Below are 12,051 nucleotides of genomic sequence, written 5' to 3' on the forward strand. Positions count from 1 at the left end.
CTCGCCTCGCTCCGCTCACAGCACGTCCGCCGCGTGGTCGGCCAGGCGCGAACGCTCGCCGCGGGCCAGCGTGATATGGCCGCTGTGGCTCCAGCCCTTGAAGCGGTCGACCACGAAGGTCAGGCCCGACGAGCCCTCGGTCAGGTACGGCGTGTCGATCTGCGCGATGTTGCCGAGGCAGACGATCTTGGTGCCGGGGCCCGCGCGCGTGACCAGCGTCTTCATCTGCTTGGGCGTCAGGTTCTGCGCCTCGTCGATGATGACGAACTTGTTGACGAAGGTGCGGCCGCGCATGAAGTTCATGCTCTTGACCTTGATGCGCGAGCGGATCAGTTCCTGCGTGGCGGCGCGCCCCCATTCGCCGGCGCTGTCGTCGCTCTTCTGCAGCACCTCGAGGTTGTCGTCGAACGCGCCCATCCACGGCTGCATCTTCTCTTCCTCGGTACCCGGCAGGAAGCCGATGTCCTCGCCGACCGGCACGGTCGCCCGCGTGACGATGATCTCGTTGTACAGCTTCTGGTCCAGCACCTGCTCGAGCCCCGCGGCCAGCGCCAGCAGCGTCTTGCCGGTACCAGCCTGGCCGAGCAGCGTGACAAAGTCGATGTCGGGGTTCATCAGCAGGTTCAGCGCGAAGTTTTGCTCGCGGTTGCGCGCGGTCACGCTCCAGACGTTGTTCTTGTGGTGCGTGTAGTCCTTCAGCGTCTGCAGCAGCGCGGTCTTGCCGTTGATTTCCTTGACCTGCGCATACAGCGGCAGGCTGCCGTCCATCGGCTCGAGGTAGACGAACTGGTTGACCAGGAACGAGGGCACCAGCGGGCCGGTCAGCCGGTAGAACATCGCGCCGGTCTTCGGGTCCTGCCAGCTTTCGACGCCCTTGCCGTGCCGGGTCCAGAAATCGTTGGGCAGCACCATCACGCCGGAGTACAGCAGGTCCTTGTCCTCGAGGACCTGGTCGTTGAAATAGTCCTCGGCGGGAAGGCCCAGCGCCCGGGCCTTGATCCGCATGTTGATGTCCTTGGACACCAGCACGACGTCGCGTTCGGGATGCTGCTGCCGCAGCGCGCTGACCACGGCCAGGATCTGGTTGTCGGCCTTGCCCTCCGGCAGGCCTTCGGGCAGCTTGGTATCGTTCAGGCGCGTCTGGAAGAACAGCGTCCCCTGCGCGTCGCGGTTGCCCAGCTTGGCCAGCGGCAAGCCTTCGTCGAGCACGCCGTCGGTGCCGGCCACCAGCGCGTCGAGCGTGCGGCTGACCGCGCGCGCGTTGCGGGCGACTTCGCTCATGCCCTTCTTGTGGTTGTCCAGCTCCTCGAGCGTCATCATTGGCAGATAGATGTCGTGCTCTTCGAAGCGGAACAGCGAGGTCGGATCGTGCATCAGCACATTGGTGTCGAGCACGAACAGCTTGGCGGGGCCGGTGTCCTTGCGCTGGCGGCGGCCGGTGGTGCCGGTGCTCGGTTTGACCAGGGATACCGGCGAGGCCGGCGTCGTCGATACCGGGGCGCTCGGCACGTCTTTCGCGCGGGCGCGCGTGCCGGCGGCACGGGCCTGCACCGCGGGCGCGGCGACTTCGCTGGGTCCGCTTTCAAGCAGGGCCACGCGTTCCAGGGCCGGAACGGGCTTCTTGGCCTGCGTCGCGGACTTGGTCAACCTTGCAACCGGAGCGAACTCGCTCGGGTCCAGCAGTTGTGCAGGCTTGGCGGGCATGGTCGGCAGCGGCATGCTGGGCGTTCCTTTCAGGGGGAGGGAAAACGGGGCGGGGCCGCGCACAGACGAAAAAGCCGCCGGGCCCGTTGAGCGGGCGAGGCGGCTTGTCTTGTGCGGGCGGACGACACGGCAGTTCCGCTACCGGCCCTGGGCATCGTGCGCCTGGGCCGGAGGGGAGAAGCAGCGTGGCAACCAGAATCTGAACTCATTACGGGGCAATGTATCCGAACGATTTCCGTTTGGCAATTGCCCAGGTGAAGGTCACATCGCGCGCACCAGTTCGAGCACTTCGTCGACGTGGCTGGGCACCTTGATGCCGCGCAGCTCATGGCGCAGCTTGCCCTTGCCGTCGATCACGAAGGTGCTGCGCTCGATGCCGCGCACCTCCTTGCCATAGAGCTTTTTCATCTTGATGACATCGAACAGCTGGCACAGCGCCTCGTCGGCATCCGAGATCAGCTCGAACGGCAGCTCCAGCTTGGCCTTGAAATTCTCGTGCGACTTCATGCTGTCGCGCGAGACGCCGAACACCACCGCGCCGGCGGCCTCGAAGGCTTCGTGCTGATCGCGGAAGTCCATCGCCTCGTTGGTGCAGCCGGGGGTGTTGTCCTTCGGATAGAAGTACAGCACCACCGTCTTGCCGCGGTAGTCGGCGAGGCGGAAGGTGCCGCCGGTGGCCGGTGCGCTGAAATCGGGAACGGCCTGGTTGAGACTCACTGTCATTCTTATGGCTCCTGGAGGAAGCGGCGCTGGGGAAATCGGCTTGCCGGGAACTGGCCCCGCGCCGGCTCGGGCAAAGGCCGGTCGAGGGGGGCGGGGAAGGCGGGCATGGCCATGCTCACGGCAAATGAGGGCGCGTCGGCATAGTTCAAGCGTGGCGTCGGGCAGACATCGGCCGACCCTCGGCGGCGGCGTCTTCAGCCGCCGGCGGCCGCGTCTTCGAGCAGCAGCACCGCCGCCACCTTGCGGCCTTCGGCCATCAGGATGTTGTAGGTGCGGCAGGCGGCCGGCATGTCCATCGCATCGACGCCGATATGGCGGCGCGACAGCGCGGCGATCAGCCGCGGATGCGGAAAGCGCAGCCGGTCGCCGGTGCCGAGCAGCACCACCTCGGGGGCGTGGTCGAGCAGCCCCTCGAACTGGTCCGCGGCCAGGTCCTCGAAGCGCTGGACCGGCCAGGGCCGGACTTCGCCCTCGGGCATCACCAGCACGGAGGTGGTGTAGCGCACCTTGTTGATCTCGATATAGCCCGGGCCATACGCCGTGACGGTGTTCATGGCGTTGGGCTGGTCGGCATGGAGTTTCACGGGGGAACCTTGCGGGAATCGGGGAGAATCGTGGCGGGAATCGGGAAGGGAATCGAATAGGGAGCGGGTCAGCAGCGTGTCCGGAGCCTTGTCGGCGCAGCGCCGGCCGGCAGGCGGGAGCGGGGTGCTGGCGGTCGCGCTTCCCCACGCTGCATCGCAAGATCCCTGCCCGAAGTCTGTCATAATCCGCTAAATTATAGCCTTTGCCTTCCTGCCGGCCGCGCTGCCTCCGCATCGCCCCGCAGTGCAGCGAAGCGCGCTCCGGACGATCCCCTGTTTTACGCAGATTCCCTGTTCGCCGCCGCACGAACCGGCGGCCCCTTGCTCCCTTTGTCTCCGTCAGACTCCTGCCCGACCACGCCGTGAAACCGATCCAGAAATCCAACAAGCTGAACAACGTCTGCTACGACATCCGCGGCCCGGTGCTGGAGAAGGCCAAGCAGATGGAGGAAGAAGGGCACAAGATCATCAAGCTCAATATCGGCAACCTTGCCGTATTCGGCTTCGATGCGCCGGAGGAGATCCAGCAGGACATGATGCGCAACCTGCCGAACTCGGCGGGCTACTCGGATTCGAAAGGCATCTTCGCCGCGCGCAAGGCGATCATGCACTACACCCAGCAGAAGAACATCCACGGCGTCGGCCTGGACGACATCTATGTCGGCAACGGCGCGTCCGAGCTGATCGTGATGTCGATGAACGCGCTGCTGAACAATGGCGACGAGGTGCTGGTGCCCACGCCGGACTACCCGCTGTGGACCGCCGCGGTCAGCCTGTCGGGCGGCACCCCGGTGCACTACCTGTGCGACGAGGCCAACGACTGGATGCCGAACCTGGACGACATCCGCGCGAAGATCACGCCCAATACCAAGGCCATCGTCGTGATCAACCCGAACAACCCGACCGGGGCGCTGTACTCGGACGAGCTGCTGCGCGAGATCGTCGGGATCGCGCGCCAGCACGGGCTGATCATCTTCGCCGACGAGATCTACGACAAGGTGCTGTACGACGGGCATACGCACACGTCGATCGCCGCGCTGTCGACCGACGTGCTGACCGTGACCTTCAACGGCCTGTCGAAGAACTACCGTTCGTGCGGCTACCGCGCCGGCTGGATGGTGGTGTCGGGCGACAAGCGTCCGGCGCACGACTATATCGAGGGCCTGAACATGCTGTCCTCGATGCGCCTGTGCGCCAACGTGCCGGGCCAGTGGGCGATCCAGACCGCGCTGGGCGGCTACCAGAGCATCAACGACCTGGTGGCCGAGGGCGGGCGCCTGCGCCGCCAGCGCGACCTGGCCTACGAGCTGATCACGCAGATCCCCGGCGTGACCTGCGTCAAGCCGAAGGCGGCGCTGTACCTGTTCCCGAAGCTGGACCTGTCGATGTATCCGATCCAGGACGATCAGGAATTCATCTACGAGCTGCTGCAGGAATCGAAGGTGCTGCTGGTGCAGGGCACCGGCTTCAACTGGGCCAGGCCGGACCATTTCCGCATCGTGTTTCTGCCGCACGAAGAGGATCTGCGCGAAGCGATCGGCCGCGTCGGCCGCTTCCTCGAGTCCTATCGAAAACGACACGGCGCGACGGCCTGACCGACTCACTGGCTGCGGCTGCGGCCGGCTCCGAACCCACGCTCCGTCGCGCTCACCCATTTGCAAACTGGAATCTGATTGACCATGAACCCCATCAAAGTAGGCCTGCTCGGCATCGGTACCGTCGGTAGCGGCACGTTCGACGTGCTCAAGCGCAACCAGGAGGAGATCCGCCGCCGTGCGGGCCGCGGTATCGAAATTACGATGGTGGCCGACCTGAACACCGAGCGCGCGCGCGAGCTGACCGGTGGGCAAGTCCAGGTGGTGGCCGATGCGCGCGAGGTGGTCAGCCATCCCGACATCGACATCGTGGTCGAACTGATCGGCGGCTACGGCATCGCGCGCGAGCTGGTGCTGCAGGCGATCGCCAACGGCAAGCATGTGGTGACCGCCAACAAGGCGCTGCTGGCGGTGCATGGCAACGAGATCTTCGAGGCCGCCCGCAGCAAGGGCGTGATGGTCGCGTTCGAGGCCGCGGTGGCCGGCGGCATTCCGATCATCAAGGCGCTGCGCGAGGGCCTGAGCGCGAACCGCATCCAGTGGATCGCCGGCATCATCAACGGCACCACCAACTTCATCCTGTCCGAGATGCGCGACAAGGGCCTGGACTTCGACACCGTGCTGAAGGAGGCTCAGCAGCTGGGCTACGCCGAGGCCGATCCGACCTTCGACATCGAGGGCATCGACGCCGCGCACAAGATCACGCTGATGAGCGCGATCGCGTTCGGCATGCCGGTGCAGTTCGACAAGACCCACGTCGAGGGCATCACGCGGCTGTCCGCGATCGACATCCAGTACGCCGAGGAACTGGGCTACCGCATCAAGCTGCTGGGCCTGACGCGCCGCCGCGAGGACGGCATCGAGCTGCGCGTGCATCCGACGCTGGTGCCGGCCTCGCGGCTGATCGCCAACGTCGAGGGTGCGATGAACGCGGTGCTGGTGCAGGGCGACGCGGTCGGCGCCACGCTGTACTACGGCAAGGGCGCCGGCGCGGAGCCGACCGCATCGGCGGTGATCGCCGACCTCGTCGACGTGACGCGCCTGCATACCGCCGACCCCGAGCACCGCGTGCCGCATCTGGCGTTCCAGCCGGACGAGCTGTCCAGCGTGCCGGTGCTGCCGATCGAGGAAGTCACCAGCAGCTACTATCTGCGCATGCGCGTGTCGGACCAGACCGGCGTGCTGGCCGACATCACCCGCATCCTAGCCGATTCGGGCATCTCGATCGACGCGATGCTGCAGAAGGAGTCGCGCGAGGGCGAGCCGCAGACCGATATCATCATGCTGTCGCACCTGGCGCGCGAGAAGCAGGTCAACGCCGCCATCGCCAGGATCGAGGCGCTGCCGACGGTGCTCTCGGGCGTCACCCGCCTGCGCATGGAAGAACTGAACTGAAGCCGCGCCGATGGCCGCGCCGCCGCCCGCACCGGGCAAGGCACGGCCCGGCAGGCCACCATCACGATGAACTACAAGTCGACCCGCGGCCATGACGTGCCGCAAACCTTCTCCGAGATCCTGCTGGGCGGCCTGGCGCCGGACGGCGGCCTGTATCTGCCGCAGCAATATCCGCAGGTCAGCGCAGACGAGCTCGAGTCGTGGCGCAAGCTGTCGTACGCCGATCTGGCCTACGAAATCCTCGCCAGGTTCTGCGACGACATTCCGGCCGAGGACCTGCGCGCGCTGACGCGCAAGACCTATACCGCCGACGTCTACTGCAATGCGCGCGCCGGCGACAACACCGCGGACATCACGCCGCTGCGCAAGCTCGGCGACGAGGCTGGCGCACCGCTGTACCTGCTCGGCCTGTCCAACGGACCGACGCTCGCGTTCAAGGACATGGCGATGCAGCTGCTGGGCAACCTGTTCGAGTACGCGCTGGCGCGCGCCGGGCAGGAGCTCAATATCCTGGGCGCGACCTCGGGCGATACCGGCAGCGCGGCCGAATACGCGATGCGCGGCAAGCGTGGCATCCGTGTGTTCATGCTGAGCCCGCACAACAAGATGAGCGCGTTCCAGACCGCGCAGATGTTCAGCCTGCAGGACCCGAACATCTTCAACCTGGCGGTGCAGGGCGTGTTCGACGACTGTCAGGACATCGTCAAGGCGGTGTCCAACGACCTCGAATTCAAGTCGCGCCAGAAGATCGGCACCGTCAATTCGATCAACTGGGCGCGCGTGGTCGCGCAGGTGGTCTACTACTTCAAGGGCTGGCTGCTGGCAACCGATGGTCCCGGCCAGAAGGTCTCGTTCTGCGTGCCGTCGGGCAACTTCGGCAATGTCTGCGCCGGCCACATCGCGCGCATGATGGGTTTGCCGATCGACAAGCTGGTGGTGGCGACCAACGAGAACGACGTGCTCGACGAGTTCTTCCGCACCGGCATCTATCGCGTGCGCAAGGCGGCCGAGACGTACCACACGTCGAGCCCGAGCATGGATATCTCGAAGGCGTCGAATTTCGAACGCTTCATCTTCGATCTGCTGGGGCAGGATGCCGGCAAGCTGGCGCAGCTGTTCCGCGATGTCGATACCAAGGGCGGCTTCGACCTGTCCGGCACGCCGGACTACGAGCGCATCCGCCAGTTCGGTTTCGTCTCGGGCCGCAGCACGCATGACGACCGCATCGCGACGATCCGCGACCTGTCGGCGCGCTATGGCATCACCATCGATACCCACACGGCCGACGGCGTCAAGGTCGCGCGCGAACATCTGTCGGCGGGCACGCCGATGGTGGTGCTGGAAACCGCGCTGCCGGCCAAGTTCGCCGACACGATCCGCGAGGCGCTGGGCCGCGAGCCCGAGCGTCCGGCCGCCTTCGAGGGCATCGAGGCGCTGCCGCAGCGTTTCGAGGTGATGCCGGCCGACGTCGAGCAGGTCAAGGCGTACATCGCCCGGCATACCGGGCTGTAATCCGGCGTTCTGCCGCCGTGCGCGCTGCGCGGCGGCCGCCGAGTCATTACAATCGCCCCAGTACAATCGAATCAGCCGCTTGCCGCCGCCGGCTTCGCGCCGCGGCCGCCAGCGCCGCCTCGCGCAGGCGGGGCCTGTCCGGACATTGCGTTCCCGCCTGCGCGGGCCGCGACGACAACGCACCTCGCATGGAAAATCGTCCCCCGATGCTGACGCTGGCGCAGGCGCTCGACGCGCTGCTGGCCGGCGCGCAGCCGATCACCGAAAGCGAACGCGTCGATACGCTGCAGGCCAATGGCCGCGTGCTGGCCCGGCCGGTCGCCAGCACGCTCGACGTCCCGCCCGCCGACAACACGTCGATGGATGGCTACGCGCTGCGCTGCGCGGACGTGCCGATGCCGGGCACCCGGCTGCGCGTTGCGCAGCGCATTCCGGCCGGCCATGTCGGCGTGCCGCTGGAAGCGGGCACCGCGGCGCGCATCTTTACCGGCGGGCTGATTCCGGCCGGCGCCGATGCGGTGGTGATGCAGGAGCAGTGCCAGGCCGACGGCGACTTCGTCGTGGTCAATCACGCGCCCGGTCCTGGCGAGTGGATCCGCCGCGCCGGCGAGGACATCATGGCAGGCGCGGTGATCCTGCCCACCGGTGCGCGGCTGACGCCGCAGGCGCTGGGCCTGGCGGCCTCGGTCGGCCAGGCGCAGGTCGACGTGGTGCGGCGCCCGCGCGTGGCGGTGTTCTTTACCGGCGATGAACTGGCGATGCCGGGCGAGCCGCTGAAGCCGGGCGCGATCTACAACTCGAACCGCTTCACGCTGCGCGGCCTGCTGGAAAACCTCGGCTGCGAAGTGACCGATTTCGGCATCGTGCCCGACACGCTCGACGCCACGCGCGACACGCTGCGGCGCGCGGCGCAGGGTCACGACCTGATCCTGACTTCGGGCGGCGTGTCGGTCGGCGAGGAGGACCATATCAAGCCGGCGGTGCAGGCCGAAGGGCGGCTGGACCTGTGGCAGATCGCGATCAAGCCGGGCAAGCCGCTGGCGTTCGGCCATGTGTCGCGCGGCGGTGCCGGCGGCACGACCGGTACAGGCGATGCAGCCAGCGTCGCCGACAGCGCGGCCTTCCTCGGCCTGCCGGGCAACCCGGTGTCGAGCTTCGTCACCTTCCTGCTGTTCGTGCGTCCGTTCCTGCTGCGCATGCAGGGCGTCACCGACGTGGCGCCGCGGCGCATTCCGATGCGGGCCGACTTTGACCTGACCAAGTTCGATCGCCGCAACGAATTCCTGCGGGTGAAGATCAACGAGGGCGGCGGACTGGACCTGTTCCCCAACCAGAGTTCGGGCGTGCTGACCTCGACGGTCTGGGGCGACGGCCTGGTCGACAATCCGCCCAACCAGCCGATCCGGCGCGGCGACATCGTGTCGTTCCTGCCGTTTGCCAATCTGGTGGCCTAGCCGAGGCGAGGCCAGCCGAAGCCGTAGAGAGAAGAGGTAGCGATGCAGATCGAATTGCGGTTCTTCGCCAGCGTACGCGAGCAACTGGGGGTGGCCCAGGAGCGCGTCGAGCTGCCGGACACTGTCGCGACGGTGGGCCAGGTGCGGCAGTGGCTGCGCGAGCGCGGCGGCGTCTGGCAGGAGGCGCTGGCCGAGGGCCGGGCGCTGCGCATGGCGGTGAACCATGCGGTCGCGCGCGCCGATACCGCGGTGGCCGACGGCAGCGAAGTCGCCTTCTTCCCGCCGGTGACCGGAGGCTGAGATGAGCGTCAGGGTACAACGCGAGGATTTCGACCTGGGCGCCGAGGTGGCGGCGCTGCGCGCGGGGCGCCCCGGCGTCGGCGCGGTGGCGAGCTTCATCGGCACGGTGCGGGACGTCAACGACGGCAGCCCGGTGCAGGCGATGGAGCTCGAGCACTATCCGGGCATGACCGAGAAAGCGCTGGAGCGGATCGAGGCGGTGGCGCGCGAGCGCTGGGCACTGGAAGGCGTGACCATCATCCATCGCGTCGGCCCGCTGCAGCCGCAGGACCAGATCGTGCTGGTGGCGGTGGCGTCGGCCCATCGCGGCAATGCCTTCGCCGCCTGCGAGTTCATCATGGACTATCTGAAGTCCGAGGCGCCGTTCTGGAAGAAGGAATCGACGCCCGACGGCGCGCGCTGGGTCGATGCCCGCGTCACCGACGAGGCCGCGCTGGCGCGTTGGGGCGTGCGCTCGCTCAATGCCAGTGGCGATGCCGACGAGGGAGAAGGCCGGTCCGGAGCCCCGGCTTGAGCGGGCTCGGCTTCGTCGCGGTCGGCGTCGGCGCGGCGATCGGCGCCTGGCTGCGCTGGCTATTCTCGCTGCTGTGGAATGCCGCCAACCCGGCGTTGCCGTACGGCACGCTGGCGGCCAATCTGCTCGGCGGGTTCCTGATCGGCGTGGCGGTCGGCTTCTTCGACGCCCATGCCTCACTGTCACCGGCCTGGCGGCTGCTGGTGATCACCGGCTTTCTCGGCGGACTGACCACCTTCTCGACGTTCTCCAGCGAGCTGACCGCCAACCTGCTGGCGGGCGACTATGCCGCCGCGGCGTTGCACGTGCTGCTGCACCTGGGCGGCTCGTTGCTGCTGACGCTGTTCGGGCTGTGGAGCTATCGGGCGTTGGCCTGATCCGGATCATCCCCGAACCGTCGACGATCCGTCGACGATCCAGCGCCCGACATCGCATCGATCATCTGCAATAACGCGGTATTGAAGGCCTGGGGCCGCTCCAGATGGGGACTATGGCCCGCCGCGGGGATCGTCGCGAATCGCAGCGCGGGCTGCAGCGCCGCGGTGGCCGCCGCCAGCGGCGGCCCGTAGAGCCGGCTTCGTTCCCCATACAGGCAGAACAGCGGCACGGCGGCCTCGCGCAGCATCGGCCGGTAGTCCTGCCGCGCCATGTCGAGCCACAGCTCGGCCAGTATGCCGGCATCGCAGCCCACCATCCATTCCCGCACCCGTGCCGCCTGATGCGCCGCCGGCTCGGCGCCATCGGCCCACAGCCCGGCGCCGACCAGCGGCACCATGCCGTGCCAGTGGCGCCGAACCTGCGCCGCCATCTGCTCTGCCTCCGCCGCGGTGTAACGGCCGTGCAGTCCATGCGGCCAGTCGGGCGCGGTCAGCAGGCGGGGCGTCATGTCGATCGCGCCGATCGCCGCGACGCGCGCCCCCAGCCATTGCCGGGGACGACCGCGCGCCAGCTCCCAGGCGACCATCGCGCCCATCGACCAGCCGACCACGATGGCATCGCGCAGAGCCAGCGCGTCGATCAGGCCGGCGACGCCGTCCGCCAGTCCGGCGATGGTGCCGCCGGCCACGGCGCGCCACCGCACCGACAACCCATGCCCTGCATGATCGGGCACGATCACGCGATAACCCCGCGCCGCCAGCGCCGCCTGGCCGGCGAAGGCCAGGCCGGGCACCGACCAGCCGTGCAGCAGCAGCAAGGGCCTGCCGGTGCCGGCTTCGCGCCAGCCGGGCAGGTCCGCGTGGGGGCGGTATTCCTTGAAACCAGAGGCGGCGGGAGACGACCCGGCAGGGCAGGGCACGGCTGAGCCGGGCGGGGCAGTGCGATCGGCGGCGTCCAAACGGTGTCTCCGTGGCGGCGTGGCCCATCCCGGGGTGCGGCCAAGCCGCGCGCCGCCGCCATGCCGGCCGGGGCCCTTGGGACAGCCATCTATTGACATTCCGATTCGCTGCTTTATACCATGAAACATGAATCACTTATCAGGTTTCACGGCTTGATGCGCGATTCCGCAACATGCGCCGACGCTGCCCGGCGCCATGCCTTGCTGCCACGTTTGCCAACCGTAGTCCAGCTCGAACGAAGGCGCCGATGCCACCGACCGAAGCCTGTGTGATCCCGAAAACCGCGCGCGGCCAGAAGACCCGCGAGGCGCTGCTGCGGGCCGCCGAGAAAGTATTCGGCGAGAAGGGCTACTACGCCGCGTCGATCTCCGAGATCACGCAGGAGGCCCAGGTGGCGATGGGCACCTTCTACCTGTACTTCAAGGACAAGGAGGACGTGTTCCGCGCGCTGGTCCAGCACATGCTGGAGCTGGTGCGCGCGCATCTGCGCAAGCATGTGGCGCCGGCCACCACGCAGATCGAGGCCGAACGCCTCGGCCTGAAGGCCTTCCTGTCCTTCGTCTCGCGCCACAAGAACCTGTACCGCATCGTGCTCGACTCGTATTCGGTCGACGAGACGATCTACAGCCAGTACTTCCAGGTCTTCGCCGAACTCTACAGCCGCCGACTGACGCGCGCGCAGGAGCTCGGCGAGATCGTTCCCGGCGATGCCGAGGTGCGTGCCTGGTGCCTGATCGGCATCAGCAATTTCCTCGGCATGCGCTATGCGCGCTGGAAGCGGCCGCCGTCGATGGAGAAGGTCGTCGACACCGCCTTCGACCTGATCACGCACGGGCTGGCGCCGCGATGACGGTCAACGAAGAGCGCATCAGCGCGACATAGGACATCGATCGGCGGTACCACCTGGCCACGACAAAACAAGAAGGACCGAGG

General features: G+C 67.5%; 12 protein-coding genes. 8 read left to right on the forward strand and 4 right to left on the reverse strand.

Features of this window, described 5'->3' with window-relative positions; genetic code table 11:
* Positions 1-15: 15 nt before the first annotated feature.
* The 3 genes from FOB47_RS16025 to FOB47_RS16035 form a co-directional block, all read right to left on the reverse strand.
* A complete protein-coding gene (locus FOB47_RS16025) occupies positions 16-1,719 on the reverse strand; it encodes a PhoH family protein (protein WP_053821612.1) in 1,704 nt (567 codons plus the stop codon).
* Between the two features lie 246 nt (positions 1,720-1,965).
* Complete coding sequence (locus FOB47_RS16030) at positions 1,966-2,427, reverse strand: peroxiredoxin (RefSeq protein WP_053821613.1); 462 nt, start codon at positions 2,425-2,427, stop codon at positions 1,966-1,968.
* Positions 2,428-2,621: 194 nt separating this feature from the next.
* A complete protein-coding gene (locus tag FOB47_RS16035) occupies positions 2,622-3,011 on the reverse strand; it encodes an Mth938-like domain-containing protein (RefSeq protein WP_174781521.1) in 390 nt (129 codons plus the stop codon).
* Between the two features lie 362 nt (positions 3,012-3,373).
* On the opposite strand from FOB47_RS16035, the gene FOB47_RS16040 reads away from it, so the two are divergent.
* The 7 genes from FOB47_RS16040 to crcB all read left to right on the forward strand — a co-directional run bounded on the left by FOB47_RS16040 (position 3,374) and on the right by crcB (position 10,158).
* Complete coding sequence (locus tag FOB47_RS16040; protein ID WP_174781522.1) at positions 3,374-4,606, forward strand: pyridoxal phosphate-dependent aminotransferase; 1,233 nt, start codon at positions 3,374-3,376, stop codon at positions 4,604-4,606.
* Positions 4,607-4,690: 84 nt separating this feature from the next.
* Complete coding sequence (locus FOB47_RS16045) at positions 4,691-6,001, forward strand: homoserine dehydrogenase (RefSeq protein ID WP_053821615.1); 1,311 nt, start codon at positions 4,691-4,693, stop codon at positions 5,999-6,001.
* 66 nt (positions 6,002-6,067) lie between these two features.
* Positions 6,068-7,513, forward strand: coding sequence for a threonine synthase (gene thrC / locus FOB47_RS16050; RefSeq protein WP_174781523.1), 1,446 nt, complete (start codon positions 6,068-6,070; stop codon positions 7,511-7,513).
* Positions 7,514-7,719: 206 nt separating this feature from the next.
* The gene (locus FOB47_RS16055) at positions 7,720-8,967 is read left to right on the forward strand and encodes a molybdopterin molybdotransferase MoeA (protein ID WP_053821617.1); all 1,248 of its coding nucleotides are present in this window, start codon (positions 7,720-7,722) and stop codon (positions 8,965-8,967) included.
* A gap of 42 nt (positions 8,968-9,009) precedes the next feature.
* Complete coding sequence (gene moaD, locus FOB47_RS16060; protein WP_053821618.1) at positions 9,010-9,267, forward strand: molybdopterin converting factor subunit 1; 258 nt, start codon at positions 9,010-9,012, stop codon at positions 9,265-9,267.
* 1 nt (position 9,268) lies between these two features.
* Positions 9,269-9,781 carry a molybdopterin synthase catalytic subunit MoaE gene (moaE, locus tag FOB47_RS16065; protein WP_151023476.1) on the forward strand — a complete coding sequence of 171 codons (513 nt, stop codon included), beginning with the start codon at positions 9,269-9,271 and terminating at the stop codon, positions 9,779-9,781.
* On the forward strand, positions 9,778-10,158 hold the full coding sequence (gene crcB / locus FOB47_RS16070; protein WP_053821619.1) for a fluoride efflux transporter CrcB: 381 nt from the start codon (positions 9,778-9,780) through the stop codon (positions 10,156-10,158). The genes moaE and crcB overlap by 4 nt, the downstream gene beginning before the upstream one ends.
* Here the strand turns inward: crcB and FOB47_RS16075 are convergent.
* The gene (locus FOB47_RS16075) at positions 10,140-10,976 is read right to left on the reverse strand and encodes an alpha/beta fold hydrolase (RefSeq protein WP_244959438.1); all 837 of its coding nucleotides are present in this window, start codon (positions 10,974-10,976) and stop codon (positions 10,140-10,142) included. The two genes, crcB and FOB47_RS16075, sit on opposite strands and share 19 nt — an antisense overlap.
* Positions 10,977-11,365: 389 nt before the next feature.
* Between FOB47_RS16075 and FOB47_RS16080 the strand changes: the two genes are divergently transcribed.
* Positions 11,366-11,968, forward strand: a complete 603-nt coding sequence (locus FOB47_RS16080) for a TetR/AcrR family transcriptional regulator (protein ID WP_053821620.1) — start codon at positions 11,366-11,368, stop codon at positions 11,966-11,968.
* Positions 11,969-12,051: the final 83 nt, after the last annotated feature.

Source organism: Cupriavidus gilardii (assembly GCF_013347325.1).
Lineage (GTDB): Bacteria > Pseudomonadota > Gammaproteobacteria > Burkholderiales > Burkholderiaceae > Cupriavidus > Cupriavidus gilardii.